The 18,088-nt window shown below is 74.4% G+C and carries 19 protein-coding genes; 11 read left to right on the forward strand and 8 right to left on the reverse strand.

The window, feature by feature from the left end; translation table 11 throughout:
- The first annotated feature begins 11 nt into the window (after positions 1-11).
- Both FHX73_RS35885 and FHX73_RS35890 read left to right on the forward strand, forming a co-directional pair.
- On the forward strand, positions 12-1,043 hold the full coding sequence (locus FHX73_RS35885; RefSeq protein WP_145910189.1) for a medium chain dehydrogenase/reductase family protein: 1,032 nt from the start codon (positions 12-14) through the stop codon (positions 1,041-1,043).
- 67 nt (positions 1,044-1,110) lie between these two features.
- Positions 1,111-1,575: a nuclear transport factor 2 family protein gene (locus tag FHX73_RS35890; protein ID WP_145910190.1), complete on the forward strand. Its 465-nt coding sequence runs from the start codon at positions 1,111-1,113 to the stop codon at positions 1,573-1,575.
- Positions 1,576-1,633: 58 nt separating this feature from the next.
- On the opposite strand, the gene FHX73_RS35895 is transcribed toward FHX73_RS35890, so the two are convergent.
- The gene (locus tag FHX73_RS35895; RefSeq protein WP_145910191.1) at positions 1,634-2,539 is read right to left on the reverse strand and encodes an alpha/beta hydrolase; all 906 of its coding nucleotides are present in this window, start codon (positions 2,537-2,539) and stop codon (positions 1,634-1,636) included.
- Positions 2,540-2,658: 119 nt separating this feature from the next.
- Here FHX73_RS35895 and FHX73_RS35900 point away from each other — a divergent pair, with 119 nt between their 5' ends.
- Entirely contained in the window at positions 2,659-3,708 is a 1,050-nt protein-coding gene (locus FHX73_RS35900; protein WP_145910192.1) for a PucR family transcriptional regulator, read from the forward strand.
- A gap of 114 nt (positions 3,709-3,822) precedes the next feature.
- Here the strand turns inward: FHX73_RS35900 and FHX73_RS35905 are convergent, their stop codons facing one another.
- From FHX73_RS35905 to FHX73_RS35915, 3 genes are read right to left on the reverse strand one after another with little or no spacing between them, the layout of a single operon-like run.
- On the reverse strand, positions 3,823-4,494 hold the full coding sequence (locus FHX73_RS35905) for a VOC family protein (RefSeq protein ID WP_425461471.1): 672 nt from the start codon (positions 4,492-4,494) through the stop codon (positions 3,823-3,825).
- Between the two features lie 5 nt (positions 4,495-4,499).
- Entirely contained in the window at positions 4,500-4,967 is a 468-nt protein-coding gene (locus FHX73_RS35910; protein ID WP_145910193.1) for a helix-turn-helix transcriptional regulator, read from the reverse strand.
- Positions 4,968-4,991: 24 nt separating this feature from the next.
- A complete protein-coding gene (locus FHX73_RS35915) occupies positions 4,992-5,414 on the reverse strand; it encodes a VOC family protein (RefSeq protein ID WP_145910194.1) in 423 nt (140 codons plus the stop codon).
- A gap of 266 nt (positions 5,415-5,680) precedes the next feature.
- Between FHX73_RS35915 and FHX73_RS46780 the strand changes: the two genes are divergently transcribed.
- Positions 5,681-6,409 (forward strand): hypothetical protein, encoded by a 729-nt coding sequence (locus FHX73_RS46780; protein ID WP_246214090.1) that lies wholly within the window; start codon positions 5,681-5,683, stop codon positions 6,407-6,409.
- A complete protein-coding gene (locus tag FHX73_RS35930) occupies positions 6,406-7,203 on the forward strand; it encodes a class I SAM-dependent methyltransferase (RefSeq protein ID WP_145910195.1) in 798 nt (265 codons plus the stop codon). The genes FHX73_RS46780 and FHX73_RS35930 overlap by 4 nt, the downstream gene beginning before the upstream one ends.
- A gap of 159 nt (positions 7,204-7,362) precedes the next feature.
- On the opposite strand, the gene FHX73_RS45170 is transcribed toward FHX73_RS35930, so the two are convergent.
- Positions 7,363-8,040, reverse strand: a complete 678-nt coding sequence (locus tag FHX73_RS45170) for a hypothetical protein (RefSeq protein ID WP_170305231.1) — start codon at positions 8,038-8,040, stop codon at positions 7,363-7,365.
- A gap of 8 nt (positions 8,041-8,048) precedes the next feature.
- Positions 8,049-9,281, reverse strand: coding sequence for a 2-isopropylmalate synthase (locus FHX73_RS35935; protein ID WP_145910196.1), 1,233 nt, complete (start codon positions 9,279-9,281; stop codon positions 8,049-8,051).
- A gap of 161 nt (positions 9,282-9,442) precedes the next feature.
- On the opposite strand from FHX73_RS35935, the gene FHX73_RS35940 reads away from it, so the two are divergent.
- The 4 genes from FHX73_RS35940 to FHX73_RS35955 all read left to right on the forward strand — a co-directional run bounded on the left by FHX73_RS35940 (position 9,443) and on the right by FHX73_RS35955 (position 14,499).
- On the forward strand, positions 9,443-10,804 hold the full coding sequence (locus tag FHX73_RS35940) for a (5-formylfuran-3-yl)methyl phosphate synthase (RefSeq protein ID WP_170305232.1): 1,362 nt from the start codon (positions 9,443-9,445) through the stop codon (positions 10,802-10,804).
- 87 nt (positions 10,805-10,891) lie between these two features.
- Positions 10,892-12,307, forward strand: coding sequence for an MFS transporter (locus FHX73_RS35945; RefSeq protein WP_145910198.1), 1,416 nt, complete (start codon positions 10,892-10,894; stop codon positions 12,305-12,307).
- A 174-nt stretch (positions 12,308-12,481) separates the two neighbouring features.
- The gene (locus FHX73_RS35950) at positions 12,482-12,931 is read left to right on the forward strand and encodes a hypothetical protein (RefSeq protein WP_145910199.1); all 450 of its coding nucleotides are present in this window, start codon (positions 12,482-12,484) and stop codon (positions 12,929-12,931) included.
- Positions 12,928-14,499 carry a multicopper oxidase family protein gene (locus tag FHX73_RS35955; protein WP_211786436.1) on the forward strand — a complete coding sequence of 524 codons (1,572 nt, stop codon included), beginning with the start codon at positions 12,928-12,930 and terminating at the stop codon, positions 14,497-14,499. Before FHX73_RS35950 ends, FHX73_RS35955 begins: the two co-directional genes overlap by 4 nt.
- 276 nt (positions 14,500-14,775) lie before the next feature.
- On the opposite strand, the gene FHX73_RS35960 is transcribed toward FHX73_RS35955, so the two are convergent.
- Positions 14,776-15,276 (reverse strand): methylated-DNA--[protein]-cysteine S-methyltransferase, encoded by a 501-nt coding sequence (locus tag FHX73_RS35960; RefSeq protein ID WP_145910366.1) that lies wholly within the window; start codon positions 15,274-15,276, stop codon positions 14,776-14,778.
- A gap of 144 nt (positions 15,277-15,420) precedes the next feature.
- On the opposite strand from FHX73_RS35960, the gene FHX73_RS35965 reads away from it, so the two are divergent.
- Positions 15,421-16,050 (forward strand): MBL fold metallo-hydrolase, encoded by a 630-nt coding sequence (locus FHX73_RS35965; RefSeq protein ID WP_145910200.1) that lies wholly within the window; start codon positions 15,421-15,423, stop codon positions 16,048-16,050.
- 48 nt (positions 16,051-16,098) lie between these two features.
- Here FHX73_RS35965 and FHX73_RS35970 read toward each other — a convergent pair whose 3' ends face one another.
- Positions 16,099-17,532, reverse strand: a complete 1,434-nt coding sequence (locus FHX73_RS35970) for an MFS transporter (RefSeq protein WP_145910201.1) — start codon at positions 17,530-17,532, stop codon at positions 16,099-16,101.
- A gap of 131 nt (positions 17,533-17,663) precedes the next feature.
- On the opposite strand from FHX73_RS35970, the gene FHX73_RS35975 reads away from it, so the two are divergent.
- Complete coding sequence (locus FHX73_RS35975; protein ID WP_145910202.1) at positions 17,664-17,993, forward strand: ArsR/SmtB family transcription factor; 330 nt, start codon at positions 17,664-17,666, stop codon at positions 17,991-17,993.
- Positions 17,994-18,088: the final 95 nt, after the last annotated feature.

Here is an 18,088-nt window from a genome sequence, read left to right on the forward strand (position 1 = left end):
GGAGCAGTTCCATGGACAGCGAGCGCATGGTCGAGGTCGTCCTGCCGGGCATCGTGGCCCCGGAGGGTCTGGAGCTCCGCTACGGCACCGTGCCGACGGCGGGCCCGGACCGGCTGGTGATCGCCGTGGAGGCGACCGGCGTCTCCTTCGCCGAGCAGCAGATGCGCCGCGGCCGGTACTACGACCAGCCGCCCTTCCCGTTCGTCCCCGGCTACGACCTGGTCGGCCGGGTGCTCGCCACCGGCGCGGGCGTCGACCCGGAGCTGGTCGGCCGGCGGGTGGCCGCGCTGGTCAAGGTCGGCGGCTGGGCCAGCCACGTGGTGGTGGACGCGGCCGACGCCGTGCCCGTGCCGGACGGGCTCGCGGCGGCCGAGGCGGAGACGGTGGTGGTCAACGGCATCACGGCCTGGCAGATGCTGCACCGTCAGGCGCGGGTGCGGGCCGGGCAGACCGTGCTGGTGCACGGCGCGGGCGGCGGCGTCGGCTCGGTCCTGGTGCAGCTGGCCCGCGCGGCCGGCGTCAAGGTGATCGGCACCGCCTCCCCCCGGCACCACGAGGCGCTGCGGGAGCTGGACGTCACCCCGATCGACTACCGCACCGGAGACGTGCCCGCCCGGGTCCGCGAGCTGGCGCCCGGCGGGGTGGACGCGGTCTTCGACCACGTCGGCGGCCGCAGCGTGGTCGACTCCTGGCAGCTGCTGGCCCCGGGCGGCACCCTGGTCAGCTACGGCAGCGCCTCCACCCGCGACGACACCGGCTCCAAGCAGTGGCCGATGCTGAAGATCCTCGCCCGCACCTGGCTCTGGAACGCCCTGCCGAACGGCCGGCGCGCCCACTTCTACAACATCTGGGCCGGCCGGGCCCTGAACAAGGACCGCTTCCGCGCCCGGCTGCACGCCGACCTCACCCAGGTCCTCACCGCCCTGCGCGACGGCGAGCTCACCGCCCACGTCGCCGCCCTGCTGCCGCTCACCGAGGCCGCCGAGGCGCTGCGCCTGGCCGAGTCCGGCGCCGCCACCGGCAAGGTCGTGCTCACCCCCTGACCCGCTCCCCCACCCCGCACCCCACACCCCGCGTCCCGCCCGCACCACCAACCCCGAGGAGTCCGACATGACCACCGCCGCCACCACCCCCGACCAGCCGCTGCCCCAGCCGCTGCCCCGGGTGGTCGCCGACTGGGCCGCCGCCTGGACCGGCACCGACCCGTTCGCGCTCGGCGCCCTGTTCACCGCCGACGCGACCTACACCGACCAGGCCATCGGCGCCGCCTTCCACGGGCCAATGGAGATCGCCGGCTGGAAGGCCCGCGCCGACCGCCTGATCGACGGCGTGCACGTCACCGTGCTCGCCGCCCACCGGGACGGCACCCACCCCAACGGAACCCACCTGACCGTCGACGCCGTCTACGCCGGCCACCTGAAGGGCGCGCCGACGCCGTTCGCCGTCCCGATGACCACGCTGCTCGACCTGGACGCCGACGGCCGGATCACCGCCGACCGGGACTACTACGACCTGGGCGCCGTGCTCACCCAGTCCGGCCTGCCCGCCGACTGGACCCCGCCCGCCGAGCAGTGACGGCCCGTCACACCGCGATCGCCCCCAGCTGCCGCACCCGGCACGGCGCGCCCGCCGGCTACCCCGCCAGCCCCCGCCGCAGCGCGGCCGTCAGCTCGGCGAACTGACGCTGCGACACCTCTGCGGAGAGGATCGCCTGCGAGCCGTGGAAGGTGCCCGGCCACTGGTGCAGCTCCACCGGCACGCCCGCCCGGAGCAGGCGCAGCCCGTACTCGATCCCCTCGTCCCGCAGCGGATCGAGCTCGGCGGTGCCGATGTGGGCGGCGGGCAGGCCGGCCAGGTCGGCGGCGCGGGCCGGCGCCGCGTAGGCGGTGGCCTGCTGCCCGCCCAGGTAGTGGGCCCAGGCCGCGCCCACCCGGTCCCGGTCGTGCCACGGGGTGGCGGTGAAGTTCCGCTGCGACCAGGTCTCCTGACGGTCGTCCAGGGCCGGCTGGTTGAGCAGCTGGAAGCGGATCCGCGGACCGTTGCGGTCACGGGCCCGCAGGGCGGTCGCCGCGGCCAGGCCGGCCCCGGCGCTGTGGCCGCCGACCGCGATCCGGTCGGGGTCGATGCCCAGCTCCGCCGCGTTCGCGGCGGCCCAGGCCAGCACGGCGCACGCGTCGTCGAGGGCGGCCGGGAAGCGGTGCTCGGGCGCCCGGCGGTAGCCCACCGAGATCACCACCGCGCCGGAGCCGGCCGCGATCCGGGCGGCCCACGGGTGTTCGGTGTCCAGGTCGCCGAAGACGAACCCGCCGCCGTGCAGCCAGACGACGGCGCCGGCCTCGGCGCCCGCGTCCTGCGGGCGGTAGATCCGCACGGGCACCGGCGGGTCGCCGGGCACGGTGCGGTCCGCGATCTCCAGGCCGGTGGTGTCGGGCGGCAACTGCGCGGCGATCATGTCGGCGACCTTGCGGCGGGTCGCCTCGGGGTCGGTGAAGTCGGTCTGCGGGAGCAGCGGGACGAAGGCTTCGAGTTCGGGATCCATGCCCACCATCCTGACCAACCGTCACCGGCCCGGTCACCCGCCGCCCGTCGCACGTCCGTCCTGCTCCGCGCGCCGATCGGCGGCTGCCCCGGACACCCGGGCGGCCGTATCCTCGCCGCATGGAGGCACTGGCCGATCGGCTCACCCAGCTGGACTCGCACGTCCAGGGCGCGATCCGGGTGGTCGTGTTCTACGACACCCTGATGCGCCGCCGGGTGGACCTGGCGGCGCTGGCCCGCTCCTCGGCCGGGCTGGCCGAGTGCGTGGCGGGCGTGCGGCTGCACGGCACCGGGCGGGTGGTCCGGGTCTCGCCGGACGGGCGGGAGGTGCCCACCCCGCCCGCGCCGGCCTCCAGCACCGCGCCGATCACCCTCGACGAGGAGGAGATCGGCACGGTCTGGCTGGAGCGCCCGGGGCCGCCCGCCGCGCTGGACGAGGTGCTGCTCGACCGGTTCGCGCTCGCCGCCGCCACCACCGTCGAGCGGTACGGGCCGGCCCGGACCACCATGGCCGACCCCGCGCTGGTCGAGCTGGCGATCAGCGCGGAGTGCGACGAGGCGGCCCGGGCCAGGGCGCTGCGCCTGCTGGGGTTCGCGGTCGGGGCGCCGGTGCGGGTGGTCGCGGTGCGCACGGCGCTGCCGCTGGACCGGCTGGGCGCCCTGGTCTGCCCGGGCCGCCAGGTGAAGGCGGCGGCCCTGGACGGGGCGGACGCGCTCGGCGGGACCGGGGTACTGCTGGCCGCCGAGGTGGACGCCGAGCGGTTCCCGGCGGGTGTGTCGGCGGGCATCGCCGCCGAGGGCCACCCCGTGCGCGGGTGGCGGGAGGCCCGCACCGCGCTGCGCTTCGCCACGGCGCACCGGCCGGTGGTGCGGTACGACGCGCTGGGCTCGCTGGCGCTGCTCGCGGAGCTGCCCGAGGCGGCGGCCCGGGCCAACCCCGATGTGCTGGCGGTCGGCCGACTGGCGGACTGCGCCGAGGAGTTGGCGACCCTGGAGGCCTACTGCGAGACCGGTTCGCTGCGCCGGGCGGCCGAGCTGCTGCACCTGCACCACAGCAGTGTGGCGCGGCGGCTGGACCAGATCGGCAGGACGCTCGGCATCGAGCTCACCGAGCCGACCGGCCTGGTCCGGGCCCGGCTCGCGCTCACCGTGCACCGGCTCTTCGGCTGAGCCGGCTCTTCAGCTGAGCTGGCGCTGAACCGAGGCTGGGCCGGCACCGAACCGAGGCCGATCCGGCGCTGAGCCGACGGATCGTCAGAACCCCACCCCTCAGAGCCCGACCGCTCAGGCCGCGTCCTGCCATGCGTAGCCGTCCGGGTCGGCGAACTCCCCGCCGTCGCCGCCGATGCTGATCCGGTGCGAGCCGCTGCCCTCCGGCGCCACCCCGGCGTCCTTGGCCAGCGCGCGGCGCTTGTACAGGCCGAGCTTGACCGGGCTGTCGCCGGTGGCGAACTCGGCGTACATCCCGCCGAAGCTCTTGGCGACGGCCAGGCCCCGCGCCACGTAGAACCGCTTGCTCGCGGCCACGTCCGCGACGCCGAGCAGCAGCACCACGGACTCGATGGTGCGGGTCGCCGGTCCGGTGTCCTTCTTCGCCGAGGTGGCGACCTTCCAGATCGCCCCGTCCGGCGCCTGCACCGTGCCGCCGTAGCCCCAGAAGGACTTGCTGACCGGCTTCAGGACGGTCGCGCCGGCGGCGACGGCGCTGTCGACCAGGCTGCTGACGTCGGCCGGCCGGGCGACGGTGAGCGAGAGGGTGTAGCCGCGGAAGCCGTCGCTCGGCTCCTGCCCGGCGCGCAGCCGGAGCGGGACGTCGGGGCCGAAGGCCTCGGCGTAGAACCGCCGGGCGGCCTCGGGGTCGGCCACGTCGAGCGTGACGGTCTCGATCGTCTGCAAGCTCCTGGCCTGCGACGGTACGGTCTGGGCGGTCTGGGTCTGCGAGGTCTTGGTCTGCATGGTGTTCACGCTACTTTCGGGTCGTTGCCCGGTGCTTCTTGATTCCTGACCGGTCTGGTCACCTGCTTGGCCACGCAGGCCGGCAGTCCTTCGTCCGCGCCCTCGACCGACTGCCGGTAGGCGCTCGGCGACATGCCGACCAGCTCGGTGAACCGGGTGCTGAAGGTGCCGAGCGAGGCGCAGCCGACCTCGAAGCAGACCTCGGTGACGCTGAGGTCGCCCCGGCGCAGTAGCGCCTTCGCCCGCTCGATCCGACGGGTCATCAGGTACGCGTACGGCGACTCGCCGTACGCGGCCTTGAACTGCCTGCTCAGGTGCCCGGCCGACATGTTGACGCCGCGCGCGAGCGCCTCGACGTTCAGCGGCTGCGCGTACTCGCGGTCGATCCGGTCCTTGACCCGGCGCAGCCTGGCCAGGTCGGCCAGGCGCGCCCGGTCGGTGCGGCACTGCGTGGTGCTGCCGGCACAGGTCATCGAGGGGTGGCACATCGCGGGGACCTAGCGCGCTTCCTGGCGCAGTTCCTGGATGCGGACCAGGTTGCCGGCCGGGTCGCGGAACGCGCAGTCGCGCACGCCGTAGGGCTGCAGGGTCGGCTCCTGGACCACCTCGGTGTCGCCGGCCTGCACCTTCTCGAAGGTGGCGTCCAGGTCGCGGGTGGCCAGCAGGATCCAGCCGTAGGTGCCCTTGGCCATCATCTCGTGGATGGTCCGGCGCTCGTCCTCGGTGATCCCGGGGTCGACGGCCGCCGGCGCCAGCAGGAGGGAGGTGCCGGGCTGCCCGGCCGGGCCGACGGTGATCCAGCGCATCTGGCCCTGGCCCACGTCGTTGCGCACCTCGAAGCCGAGCACGTCGCGGTAGAACGCCACGGAGGCGTCCGGGTCGTCGTGGGGGAGAACGCTGGTGTGAATGGTGAGGTCCATGTCCCCAAGGCTAGGGGCGGCACGGCCCCCGGGGCTTCTCGAATCCTGATCGCTTCCCGGTTCCCGGTCGATCGGACCGACCGCGGCGGACCGGCCACCGCGTCGCGTGCTGCCGTTCCGGCCGGCCGCCTTCCTGGACTGGGCGACCACGATCGGCCTGCTCCGGCTCTCCGGGCCCGGCTACCGGTTCCGGCACCGGGAGCTCCAGGAGTGGCTCGCCGCAAATCCCGTTCCGCCGCGGGTCGATGGCGTGCGAACATGCGGGGATGGACGAGGATGAGCAGATCTACCCCGCCGACCTGCTCGGTCGGCGGCTGTTGCGGGTGACCACCTCCTGGCACCGGCACGGCGGGGCCGAGCCTGCCCTGCTCCATCTGTGGCTGCACCTGGCGGACTTGGGCCCGGTGCGCTTCCACACGCCCGGCGAGCAGCTGGAGCTGACGGTGGATCAGCCGCACGGCCCGTACTCGATGGGCGAGCACGGCAGCGTCTCGGTGCTGGAGGACTCGCCCGAGGTCGCGTTCACCCGGTTCCTCGGGCAGCCGGTGTGCTCGGTGCGGGACGTCGAGTACCGCAACGGGCCGGTCGAGAAGCTGGGCGGGCTGACCTTCCAGTTCCCGGGCGGGACCGTGCACCTGCTCGCCTTCCAGGACGAGCTCGTGATCACCGAGGCGGCGGACCTCGGCGCCGTCGATCCGCACCTGCACGAGGACGTGACCCTGGTGCGGGTGGAGCGGATCACCCACGGATTCCCCGCGCAGTGGTACGCCTGGACCACGGCCGGCCGGCGGCTGCTCCTGCACTACCGGCACGGGACGGGCACGGTCGAGCACCAGATCAGCGAGGACGGGACGGACTGCCGGGACTGGACGTCCTGGGAGGACGGCACCGGGCGCGGCGAGATCGAGCTCGCCGCCTTCCTCGACCGGTCCGGCCTGCGTCTCGCCCCGGGCGCCGAGGTGTCCGAGCCCGGCGCGGCCGGAGTGCGCCGATGAGCGGGGACGAGGAGCGCGAGCGGCTGCGGCTGACCTTCACCGAGGACGCGGAACTGTACGACCGGGTGCGGCCGGGCTATCCGGCGCGGCTCTTCGACGACCTGGCGCGGTACGCCGAACTCGGTGCCCGCAGCCGGGTGCTGGAGGTCGGCTGCGGCACCGGCAAGGCGACGGTGCCGCTGGCCGAGCGCGGCTACCGGGTCCAGGCGGTGGAGCTGGGGGCCGAGTTGGCGGCGGTGACCCGGCGTCGGCTCGCCGGCTTCCCGGACGTGGCGGTCACCGTGGGCGCATTCGAGGAGTGGGCGCTGCCGGCCGAGCCGTTCGACCTGGTGATCGCGGCGACCGCGTTCCACTGGCTCGACCCGGCGGTGCGGGTGCCCAAGGCGGCCGACGCGCTGCGCCCGGGCGGCACGCTGGCGGTGGTCTCCACGCACCACGTCGCGGGCGGCACGCTGGACTTCTTCGCCGCCTCGCAGGAGCACTACGAGCGCTTCGTCCCGGGCACCCCGCCCGGGCTGCGCCTGGAGCCGGCCGACGCGATCCCGCGCGACGGCGCCGAGCTGGCGGCCTCGGGCCGGTTCGGGCCCGCCGCGTTCCACCGATACGAGTGGGAGCTCGACTACACCACCCGCGAGTACCTCGACCTGCTGTGCAGCTACTCCAACCACCGCGCGCTGCCCGCCGAGTCGCGCGCGGGGCTGCTGCGGGCGCTCGGCGGGCTGATCGACGGCGCGCACGGCGGCCGGGTGACGAAGCGGTACCTGACGGAGCTGCTGGTCGCGCGGCGTCTCTGACGCACCGTCAGAGCCACTGGTACGTCAGGCTGGTGACCGGCTCCAGCTCGAACTGCTCGACCGGACGGATCCTTGACGTGGCCGAACGGCGTCGGCGCCGGCCCGGTCACGCCTGCGCGGCGGTGCAGTCGGTGCAGGCGGTGCAGTCGGCCCAGGCGGTCATCCGGCCGTGCCGCCGTACTGCGCGGCCAGGTGCCGCAGGTAGGCGTCCGGGTCCGGGTGGGCGGCGTCCTGGATGCCGAGCCGGTGCACGGTCATCCGGCCGCCGGTGTGCAGCCGCACGGTAGTGGTGGAGGCGCGGCCGGGGCGGCGCTGTTCGGCGGCCAGCTCGGGCGGGTCGGCCAGGTGCAGCACGGGGGTGGCGCCGCCGAAGGCGGCCAGCGCCTCCTCGGTGGTGCCGACCGGCGGTTGCCCGGTGAGGTTGGCGCTGGTGGCGTAGAGCACCGGGAACTCGTCGAGCAGCGCGTCCAACGGCTGCCAGCGACCGCCGAAGAGCAGCGCCCAGCCGTCCAGCGTGGCCGGCGCGAGGCACGGCGGCGGCTGGCGGTGCGTGGCGACCGGCACCAGCACCGTCAGCTGCTCCTGCGTCAACAGTTCTTCCAGCAGCTTGAGTTCGGCGGCGCCGAGGGCGAGCGCCGGGCCGGTGTCGGCCCGGGTGTCGGCCCGGTGCGCCCAGAACGCGACGGACTGCTGCGCCGGGCGGTGCTTGGCCTCGTTGACGGCGCGCGGATCCCGGCCGACCAGGCCGAACGGCAGCGGCCACGGGTGCGGCACCACGACGGGTCCGCCGGCGGTCAGCACCGCCCGGGCGCCGTCCAGTCCGATGGTTCCTGGCATCGCACCGTTCACCGCACTCGCTCCTCGATCGGGGCCGTCAAACCCTCCAGATATCCTGCGAACGCGGCCTCGTCAACCACCGCCCGGCCGGTGCGGAAGGCGCGGCTCTTCACCCAGGCGGTGGCCGCCCTGGTCTGAGCGTCCGTCAGCCGGTGCCCCAGGCGCCCGGCCACGGCGGCGACCACCCGGGTGTTGGCCAACTGGGTGAGCACCACGCTCGGTTCGATGCCGAGCACTGCGCCCGGGTCGAAGGGCTGGAACAACTCCGGTGCGACGAACGGCGTTCCGGTGGAGATGCTGCCCACCCCGGTGCCGACGATCGGCGTGGTGACGCCGAACGGCGCACCGGTGTGCTCGGCGACCAGCCGGGCCAGCAGCGGCAGCCGGGTGAGCTGCGGGTCGCTCGACCACGGCGGGGCGCCGAGCAGTTCGGGCCAGTGCCGGGTGAGCAGGAAGAGCAGTTGCTCGGTGGCGGCCATCCCGGCCCGCTCGGCCAGGCCGAGCCAGGAGCCGGCGGCCACCCGGACCCCGGCGTCCAGCGCGGCCAGGGTGTTGGCGAGGCCGAGCCCGAGGTCGTTGTGCAGGTGCGCGCCGAGCACCACGCCCTCGCCCGCGACCCGCTGGCCGACCTCGGCGAAGAGCGCCCCGGCCGGCTCCGGCAGCAGCACGCCCACGGTGTCGGCCAGCAGCACGGTGCTCGCCCCGGCGGCGGTCAACTCGACGGCGGCGTGCGCCAGCAGCCCCCGGTCCGCGCGCGAGGCGTCGGCCAGGCAGACGTCCAGCGCGACCGCCTCGTCCCAGCCGCGCGCCTCCCGGACCAGGTCGGCGGCCGCGCGCAGGGCCGTCCTGGCGTCCTGGTGCACCATCACCCGCGCCATCGGGTCGGAGGCCGGCAGCACCGCGAGCACCCGGCTGTGCGCCCCGTCCCGCACGGCCGCGTAGGCCTGCCGCAGGTCGTCCGGCAGGCCGCGGCAGACGGCGGCCACGCTGACCGACTCGCCGGCCTCCAGGGCGACCCGGCGCACCGCCCGGTACTCCTCGGCGCAGACCGCCGGGAAGCCGGCCGCGAACACCACGTGCCGGGGTCCGCGCGCCCCGAAGACCCGCCCGTGCTCACGGGCGAGCCAGACCCGGAAGTCCGCGGACATCAGGGTCTTCGCCTGCGCACCGTCCCGGGCCGACTCCTCCCAGAGCACCACCTGCCCCGCGAGCGCGCTCTCCCGCACCAGGTCCACGGTCATCCCACTCTCCCCCACCAGAACCGGAAGTTGACGTGGCGACCATGCACCAGCAGGCCCGGCGCTGGTGCGATTGGGACGAAGGTTCACTCGTGTGAGTGATGACCCGTCAGTCGCCGACTGGCTACGGTTCGGCTGACCGTTCGACAGGGAGGGGAACGCCGATGGGCGGGACGGACAGCGCCAACAGGACGGACAGGCGGCTGCTGGTGAGCGTCTTCGGGCCGCAGGAGGCCCGGGAGGCGGTGCTGGGCGGGGCCCGGATCATCGACAGCGAGGACCCGCGCAGCGCGCTGGGCACCATCAAGCCGCGCCGGATCATGGACATCGCGGACGCCGTGCTGGCCGTCCACCGGCCGCTCCCGGTGCAGTTGAGCACCAACATCGGCGAGGACCAGCTGCTCTTCCGCCGGGCGCCGAACGGGCTGGCGATCGCCAAGTCGGGCTACGAGCAGCTGGGCAAGTCGGCGCAGGCCGCGCTCGGGGTGGCCGCGGCGATGGGCACCCGGGTGCACCCGGCGGGCGGCATCGTCAAGGTCGGGGTGGACGGCATGCGGGCCGAGCAGGCGGCCGAGGTGATCGCCGAGGTGGTGGCCACCCTGCGGCGGGCCGGCGACCTCTCGCACACCCGGGTGATGGCGGTGCTGTTCGCCCAGGACCTGGAGCTGTGGGCGGCCCGGCGGGCGCTGCCGCAGGTGCGCCGGGCGCTGGTCGGCCTGGGCGAGTACCACCCGTGCGCGCCGGGCACCCCGGGCGCCTTCGACCTGGCCGACTTCGCGGGCGCGCTGCTCGACGAGGACGGCTCGCCGGCCTTCGGCTCCTACCGCCCGGACGCGGCCGAGCTGGTGGCCGCCGGCGCGCTGCCGCCGGGCAGCACGGACACCCTGGTGGCGGTCACCGAGCCGTTCGCGCACGCCGACCACGGCCTGACCCCGGGTCCGCGCACCGACCGGCGGGCGATCGCCGCGATGGTGGAGGCCGCCGCGGCGGCGGGCGCCGATTCGATCATGCTGGACACCAGCATCCTGCTGAAGGTGGCCCGGATCGGGCTGATCTCGACGGCGGGCAGCACCGAGCTGGTCGACCTGGACCGGCACGACCGGGACGCGCACGGCCTGGTCCGGTCGGGCATCCTCGGGCTGGACGAGATCCGGTTCTTCGTCGAGCTCTGCCACGCGCACGACCTGGAGGCGAACCTGGCCGGCTCGGTGCAGAGCCACCAGGCGCAGCAGGTCTGGCGGCTGGTGCCGGAGGTGGACCAGCTGTCGGCCCGCGGCGGGGTGGTCGCGCCGGCCCGCGACCCGCACACCGGCCGGGCCGGCCGCGGCACCCGGCACGACCGGGTGGTCCGCCGGACGCTGGTCTCGGGCCTGGTGCCGCCGGAGCAGGGCGGGCGGCTGGTGCTGCCGGCCCGGATGGCGGACTCACCGGGCCTGCGCGAGGACCTGGACACCCTGCTGAAGCTCCATCCGGACCTGACGGCCTACCAGGCGGGCGCCTACGGGGAGCTGACGCCCTGGGAGTGACGGCCCGCACGGCGCGGGCCCACCGGCCCGCCCACGGGGGACCTTCGCCCCTGGGCGCCCGACCGGCGCCCGACCACCATGGGTGGAATGTCCGCGATCATCGACAACGCCCCGTACACCTCGTTCCACCGGCGACTCGCCCTGGCCTGCTCGGGCGGGCCGCTGCTGGACGGCTACATCCTCAGCGTGGTCGGGGTGGCGCTGATCGGCATGACCCCCGAACTCGGGCTGAGCACCGCCGAGGTGAGCCTGATCGGGGCGGCGGCGCTGATCGGCATGTTCGTCGGCGGCGCGCTCTTCGGGATGCTGACCGACAAGATCGGCCGCGAGGTGATGTACACGGCCGACCTGCTGGTGATCGCGGCCTGCTCGGTCGGCTCGTTCTGGGTGACCGACGTCTGGGCGATCGTGGCGCTGCGGTTCGTGCTGGGCATGGCGATCGCGGCGGACTACCCGATCGCCACCTCGCTGCTCGCCGAGTGGCTGCCGGTGAAGGACCGGGGCCGGCTGCTGGGCAAGCAGATCATCGCCTGGTACGCGGGCGCGGTGCTGGCCTTCGGGGTCGGCTACCTGTTCCTGCGGATCGGCGGCACCGGCAGCTGGCGGTGGATGCTGGCGAGTTCGGCGGTGCTCTGCCTGTTCTTCCTGGTGGTGCGGCGCGGCTCGCCGGAGTCGCCGCTCTGGCTGGCGCAGCACGGGCGGGACCGCGAGGCGGTGGAGCTGGTCCGCCGCCACCTGGGGCGCGAGGTGACGGCGGAGGAGTTGCGCGGCAGCCCGGCCGAGGGCGGGGAGCGGCTGGACGCGGGGTCGGTGCGGGCGCTGTTCAGCCCGGCCTACCGGCGCCGGACGATGTTCTGCGGACTGTTCTTCCTGTGCCAGGTGGCGCCGCTGTTCGCGATGCTGACCTTCGGTCCGGCGATCCTGGGCTCGTTCGGGATGCCGGGCGGCACGGTGATGGAGACCCTGGGCACCGGGTTGATCAGCCTGGTCTTCCTGCTCGGCTGCTACCCCGCGCTGCGGGCGATCGACCGGCACGGACGCCGGCCGACCATCATCTGGTCGTTCGCGCTGATGATCGTGCCGCTGGCCTTCCTCGGACTCTGGCCGACCGCACCGGCCGTGCTGGCCCTGTTCGCGCTGTGCGCCTACGCGTTCCTGTGCGGCGGCCCGAACGTGCTGGACTGGACGTACCCCAACGAGCTCTTCCCGACCTCGATCCGGGCCACGGCGGTCGGGTTCGCCACCTCGGTCAGCCGGATCGGCGCGGCGGTGGGCACCTACCTGCTGCCGCTGGCGCTCTCCGGGGTGGGCATCGGGCCGACCATGCTGATGGCGGCCGGGCTGACGGCCGTGGGCCTGCTGGTCAGCGTGCGGTGGGCGGAGGAGACCAGAGGGGTCGGCCTGGACCAGTCGGCCGTCGCGGCGACGGCTCCGGCCGTACCGGCGCCGACGGAGCGTCAACCTGCCGTCCCCCGGGCGGCGCGGAGCGTCGGGCGCGCCTGAGCGGGGCCGAGACGCACAGGTGCCCAGGTGCCCGGGCCGCGAGGCGTCCCGGCGCCTGGCCGGATCAGCACTCCGCCTCGTTGCGACATGTGAGGACGGCCTAGGATCCGATCAAGGAAGTCCACGGGACGTCCTTGCTGGGGACCACACCACCTGCTCCTCCCGGGGGTCGTAATGTCGCTCAACCCTGCCCCGCGGCGCTGGCCGTTGACCACCCTCAAGGTGTTCGCGGCCCTCACCGCCCTGCTCGCCCTCGCTGAGCCCTTCCTCGCCGGCGGCTTCCTGCAGGGGTACTACCCGCTGCTGCAAGCCCACATGATCGCCGCGATGATCCTGTCCACCGCGGTGCTGCTGGCCGCGATCGCCGGCCTGCTGGTCTGGAAGGCGGCCGGCGGGCCGAGCACGCCCGCCATCCAGTACGGCATCCTGCTGCTGTGCTGCGTCGCGCAGATCAGCCTCGGATTCAGCCGGGTGCTGCTGATCCACGTCCCGCTGGGCGTCGGCATCTTCGTGATGGCCGAGAAGTTCGCGGTCGAGGCCTTCCGGCTGCGCCCCGGCGGTGCGACCGGCAGCGCCGCCGGGAGCCCGGCCGCGCCCGCCGCGGAGCCGGCGGTGGCGGAGTGAGCGGCCGGGGCCTGACCAGGCGTCAGCTGCTGGGCAGCGGCGCCGCGGTGCTCGGCGTCGGGCTGGCGGTCGGCGGGCCGCCGCTGCTCGCCAAGCTGATCCCCGGCGGGCAGCCCGGCCTGCTGCTGAGCAGCAAGCTGCCGCTGCCCGCGCCGTACCGGACCGAACTGCCCGTCCCGCCGGTGCTGCAGCCGGTGCGCACCGACGCCACCACCGACTACTACGAGGTCACGGCCTCGGTCGGCACCGCGCAGATCATCCCGGGGCACCCCACCCAGGTCTGGGGCTACCAGGGGATCTTCCCCGGCCCGACCATCGAGTCCCGCTCCGGGCGCCGCACCGTGGTCACCCACCGCAACGAGCTGGCCCACCCGACCTCCGTCCACCTGCACGGCGGCCACACCCCGCACGACAGCGACGGTTACCCGCTGGACCTCATCACCCCGAAGAACGGCGCGACCGGCGGCATGGCGGGGATGTCCGGGATGTCCGGCATGAGCGGCGCCGACTACCAGCCGCAGCGCGACTACACCTACCCGATGAACCAGCGCGCCGCGACGCTCTGGTACCACGACCACACCATGGGCTTCACCGGCCCGCAGGTCTACCGCGGTCTGGCCGGCTTCCACCTGGTCCGGGACGACGAGGAGGCCGCGGCCGGCCTGCCCGCCGGCCCGCGCGAGCTCCCGCTGATGATCGCCGACCGCGCCTTCGAGGCCGACGGCTCCTTCGCCTACCCCGCGCTCGACCCCGACGAGGGCAAGGTCGGCGTCACCGCCGACTACATGAACGGGGTGCTCGGCGACGTCATCCTGGTCAACGGCGCGCCCTGGCCGGTCGCCCGGGTGGACCGGGCGCGCTACCGCCTGCGCCTGCTGAACGCCTCCAACGCCCGCCGCTACCGGCTGGCCCTGGACCCGCAGCCGCCCGGCGGCGGGGGCCTGCTCCAGGTCGGCTCGGACGGCGGCCTGTTGGAGAGCCCGGTGGCCCACGACTCGATCGACCTCGCGTCGGCCGAGCGGTTCGACGTGGTGGTGGACTTCTCCCGGTACCCGGCCGGCAGCAGCGTCCGGCTGGTCAACCAGCTGGGCAGCGGCTCCACCGCCGAGGTGCTGCGCTTCGACATCGGCACCGCCGCCGTCACGGACGACTCCCGGGTGCCGGCCAAGCTCTCCACCATCGAGAAGCTCGACCCGGCCAAGGCCGTGCACACCCGCACCTTCACCTTCCAGAAGTCGCAGACCAACTGGACCATCAACGGCGAGGAGTACCGGCCCGGCCACTCGCTCGCCTCGCCCGAGCTCGGCCAGGTGGAGATCTGGCGGTTCGTCACCGACGTCCACCACCCGGTGCACCTGCACCTGGACCCGTTCCAGGTGATCGGCCGCGACGGCAAGACGAAGCCCGGCCCCTTCGACGCGGGCTGGAAGGACACCGTGGACGTGCTGCCCGCCGAGGGCGTCGAGGTCGCGGTGCGGTTCACCGACTACGCGGGCCGGTTCCTGCTGCACTGCCACAACCTGGAGCACGAGGACATGGCGATGATGGCGGAGTTCACTACCAAGTAGCCGCCTGTGCCTGGCAGTCGGCCGGGGTCTCCTCCCCGGCCGACATCCCGCTGCCCGACGTTCCGTCATGTCGACTCGGCCACGATGCGGTTGCGAACCGGGCCGAACGGCCGCAGCCCCCTGTCCCGCGGGCCGCGGCGCTGCCAGCCTGGTGAACGGTACGCGACCGACCCCACGCGGCACGGACCGGCCCGCACGGGCACCGCGCGCGCGACCGCCGAGCGCACGCGGTGCCCGCGACCATGCCCGTTGAGGCACAACCGAGCTGACCAACCGTCAGAACAGCCGGTCGTCCGGCCGGTCGGCGCCCTCCAGGGCCAACAGCATCCGCTTGCGCGGCAACCCGCCGCCGTAGCCGGTCAGCGATCCGTCGGCGCCGACCACCCGGTGGCAGGGCACGATCACGCCGATCGGGTTGCGGCCGTTGGCCAGGCCGACCGCCCGCGAGGCGTTCGGCGCGCCGAGCGCGAGCGCCAACTCGCCGTAGCTGCGCGTCTCGCCGTACGGGATCCGGCGCAGCTGCTCCCAGACCCGCTGCTGGAACGGCGTGCCGTGCGGTGCCAGCGGAAGCTCGAACTCCCGCAGCTCGCCCGCGAAGTAGGCCGCCAACTGGTCGGCCGCCAGGGCGAACACCGGCTCCCCGTCCGCCCGGGGCCCGAAGCCGCTCTGGTCCGGGCGGTGGCGCTGGTCGGTCATGTAGAGGCCGGTCAGCGCGCCGTCCTCGGCGACCAGGGTCAGCGGGCCGCACGGGCTGTCGATCACGGTGTGGACCTTCATGGCCGTCATTCTCCTCCTTCTGCTCCGCCGACCGGGCGCCTCCGGTCGGGGGTGCCTTCCGCCCTTCCAGCATCGCCGCCGCTCGGGGCCGGTGGCCAGCGGAAATCGGACGTCCACATCGCCCCCGGCTGGCATAGTGGAGCCATGCGGATCACGAGTCACGGCCACGCCTGCGTCCGGATCGAGGCCGAGGGGCGGGTGCTCGTCATCGACCCCGGCATCTTCTCCGACGCCTCCGCGCTCGACGGCGCCGACGAGGTGCTGGTCACCCACGAGCACCCGGACCACCTCGACCTCGCCAAGCTGCTCGCCGCCCGGGCCGCCAACCCCCGCCTGCGGGTGCTGCTGCCCGCGCCGGCCGCCGAACAGGCCGCCGAACTCGGTTCGGCCGCCGTGGTGGTGGCGCCGGGCGAGCAGGTGACGGCCGCCGGGTTCACCGTGGACGTGGTCGGCGGCCAGCACGCGGAGATCTACGACGCGCTGCCCGGCTGCGCCAACGTCGGCTTCGTGGTCGACCGGCGGCTCTACCACCCGGGCGACTCGCTCTTCGTCCCCGAGCAGCCGGTGGAGGCCGTCCTCGTGCCGGCCGCCGCGCCCTGGCTCAAGCTCGCCGAGGCCCTGGACTTCGTCCGGGCGGTCAAGCCGGCCCGGGCCTTCCCGATCCACGACGCGACGCTCAACGCGCTCGGCCGGGAGTACTTCGACGGCTGGATGGACTTCAAGGGCGAGACCGCCTACACCCGCCTCGCGGCGGGTGAGGCGGCCGAGCTCTGAGCCCCTGCGACCCCGGGGCCCACCGCTGATCCGTCGTCAGCAGCCTCGTCAGCGGCTGGGCACCGTGACCCGCTCTGCCTGGGGCGCGCCCGCCACCACCCGGCTCTCCCGTCGGCCGGTGCCCCAGGCGCTCAGCACCGCGCAGAGCGCCAGGGCCACGCCGGCCGCAAGCAGCGCGGCCCGCAGCCCGGGCAGGAACTCGGCGGAGCCGCCCCGGCCGACCAGCAGACCCATCACGGCGACCCCGACCAGACCGCCGAGCTGCCGCGAGGCGTTCAGCACACCGGAGGCGATCCCCGCGTTGGCGGGCTCGACCGAGCCGAGCATGGCGTTGGTCATCGCCGGCACGATCAGGCCCATCCCGAAGCCGGTGACGGCGAACTGGGCCACCATCAGCGGGTAGGACGGGGTGCCGACCGCCGGCACCAGGCCCAGGTAGCCGGCGGCGGCCAGCAGGCTGCCGACGACCAGCACGCGGCGGGCGCCGAACCGCCGCACCAGCGGCCCGCTGCTGAGGTTGCCGCTCATCACGGCGGCGGTCATCGGCAGGAAGGCCAGGCCGGCCGCGATCGGCGAGTACCCGCGCAGCTGCTGGAAGAACAGGCTGAGCACGAAGACCAGGCCGTAGAAGGAGAAGTTGAAGAGCACGCCGATCAGCGTGGTGGCCTTGAACGCGCGCCGGGCGAACAGGTGCGGCGGCAGCATCGGGTCGCCGCTGCGGCGCTCCACCGCGACGAAGCCGGCGGCCGCGAGCACGGTGACCAGCAGGCAGGTCAGCACGGTGGCGGAGGTCCAGCCCAGCACGTTGGCCTCGACGACCGCGCCGGTCAGCGCGCCCAGGCCGAGCACGGCGAGCAGCTGCCCGGGCAGGTCGAGCGAGCGCCGGCGCGAGCCGTCCCGGGTGCCGGTGGGCCGGGCGTAGGCGCGGATCAGCAGGATGCCGACCGCGGCCAGCGGGATGTTTACGTAGAAGATCGAGCGCCAGCCCAGCGAGTCCACCAGCAGGCCGCCGATCACCGGCCCGAGCGCCAGGGCCAGCCCGCCGGCCGCGGCCCAGAGGCTGACGGCCCGGGTGCGCCCGGCCGGCTCGGGGTGATTGCCGTTCACCAGCGAGAGCGAGGACGGCACGATCAGCGCGGCGCCGAGGCCCTGGAGCACCCGGGCGGCGATCAGCGCCACCAGCGAGGGGGCGGCGCCGCAGGCCAGCGAGGTGACGGCGAAGAGCGCGAAGCCCCAGGCGAAGATCCGCCTCGGGTCGTAACGGTCGCCCATCGCCCCGGCGGTGAGCAGGAAGGCGGCGAAGGTCAGCGTGTAGCCGTTGATCACCCACTCCAGCCCGGAGAGGCTGCCGCCGAATTCGGCGCCGAGCGCCTTGGTCGCCACGTTCACCACGCTGACGTCGAGTGTCACCACGACCAGGCCGAGGCAGGCCGCGAACAGCGTGAGCCCCGGTCGGTTCCGGCGGGTCCGGTTCTCCGACACCACGGTTCCCCCTTCTCGGAGTAGAGTGTTCGCCAAGCAACGAACACAGCGCTGAGTGTACGCATCACATCGAACACTTCGCAATCGGCCCACCCCGGGCGGGCCGCCCGGGACCGGACGGAGCAACCACCATGACGACCCCCCAGCCGAGCCACCGCACCCCGCCCGCCCACACCGACCCCACCGAGGTCAGCTTGGAGGCCGCCCTGCTCGCCCTCTCCGACCCGGTCCGCCGCACCCTGGTGCGCGAACTCGCGGGAGCCGGCGACTGGGAGCGCGCCTGCGGCTCCTTCGACGTCCCCGTCACCAAGGCCACCCTGAGCCGCCACTTCACCGTGCTGCGCGAATCCGGCCTCCTGGAACAGCGCGACGCGGGCGCCAAGCGCCTCAACCGCCTGCGCCGCACCGAGTTCGACGCCCGCTTCCCCGGCCTGCTCGACCTGGTGCTCCAGGGGGATTAGGGGGTGTGGTCACCGGTCCTTGACGGCGGGGCCCAAGATCGCCAAGGTGTACGGCGGGCTCGCCCGCGGGGGCGGCGACTATCCTGGAAGGCTTG

It is taken from the genome of Kitasatospora viridis (assembly GCF_007829815.1).
In the GTDB taxonomy this organism is placed as follows: domain Bacteria; phylum Actinomycetota; class Actinomycetes; order Streptomycetales; family Streptomycetaceae; genus Kitasatospora; species Kitasatospora viridis.

Excerpts from the sequence above, each read along its gene's own strand:
- FHX73_RS35905 (WP_425461471.1), bottom strand. The coding sequence starts at position 4,494 with ATGCAGACCAAGACCTCGCAGACCCAGACCGCCCAGACCGTACCGTCG.
- FHX73_RS35915 (WP_145910194.1), bottom strand. The coding sequence starts at position 5,414 with ATGGACCTCACCATTCACACCAGCGTTCTCCCCCACGACGACCCGGAC.
- FHX73_RS45170 (WP_170305231.1), bottom strand. The coding sequence starts at position 8,040 with ATGCCAGGAACCATCGGACTGGACGGCGCCCGGGCGGTGCTGACCGCC.
- FHX73_RS35965 (WP_145910200.1), top strand. The coding sequence starts at position 15,421 with ATGCGGATCACGAGTCACGGCCACGCCTGCGTCCGGATCGAGGCCGAG.
- FHX73_RS35935 (WP_145910196.1), bottom strand. The coding sequence starts at position 9,281 with ATGACCGTGGACCTGGTGCGGGAGAGCGCGCTCGCGGGGCAGGTGGTG.
- FHX73_RS46780 (WP_246214090.1), top strand. The coding sequence starts at position 5,681 with ATGGACGAGGATGAGCAGATCTACCCCGCCGACCTGCTCGGTCGGCGG.
- FHX73_RS35890 (WP_145910190.1), top strand. The coding sequence starts at position 1,111 with ATGACCACCGCCGCCACCACCCCCGACCAGCCGCTGCCCCAGCCGCTG.
- FHX73_RS35930 (WP_145910195.1), top strand. The coding sequence starts at position 6,406 with ATGAGCGGGGACGAGGAGCGCGAGCGGCTGCGGCTGACCTTCACCGAG.
- FHX73_RS35895 (WP_145910191.1), bottom strand. The coding sequence starts at position 2,539 with ATGGATCCCGAACTCGAAGCCTTCGTCCCGCTGCTCCCGCAGACCGAC.
- FHX73_RS35910 (WP_145910193.1), bottom strand. The coding sequence starts at position 4,967 with ATGACCTGTGCCGGCAGCACCACGCAGTGCCGCACCGACCGGGCGCGC.
- FHX73_RS35900 (WP_145910192.1), top strand. The coding sequence starts at position 2,659 with ATGGAGGCACTGGCCGATCGGCTCACCCAGCTGGACTCGCACGTCCAG.
- FHX73_RS35975 (WP_145910202.1), top strand. The coding sequence starts at position 17,664 with ATGACGACCCCCCAGCCGAGCCACCGCACCCCGCCCGCCCACACCGAC.
- FHX73_RS35960 (WP_145910366.1), bottom strand. The coding sequence starts at position 15,276 with ATGAAGGTCCACACCGTGATCGACAGCCCGTGCGGCCCGCTGACCCTG.
- FHX73_RS35950 (WP_145910199.1), top strand. The coding sequence starts at position 12,482 with ATGTCGCTCAACCCTGCCCCGCGGCGCTGGCCGTTGACCACCCTCAAG.
- FHX73_RS35885 (WP_145910189.1), top strand. The coding sequence starts at position 12 with ATGGACAGCGAGCGCATGGTCGAGGTCGTCCTGCCGGGCATCGTGGCC.
- FHX73_RS35945 (WP_145910198.1), top strand. The coding sequence starts at position 10,892 with ATGTCCGCGATCATCGACAACGCCCCGTACACCTCGTTCCACCGGCGA.
- FHX73_RS35940 (WP_170305232.1), top strand. The coding sequence starts at position 9,443 with ATGGGCGGGACGGACAGCGCCAACAGGACGGACAGGCGGCTGCTGGTG.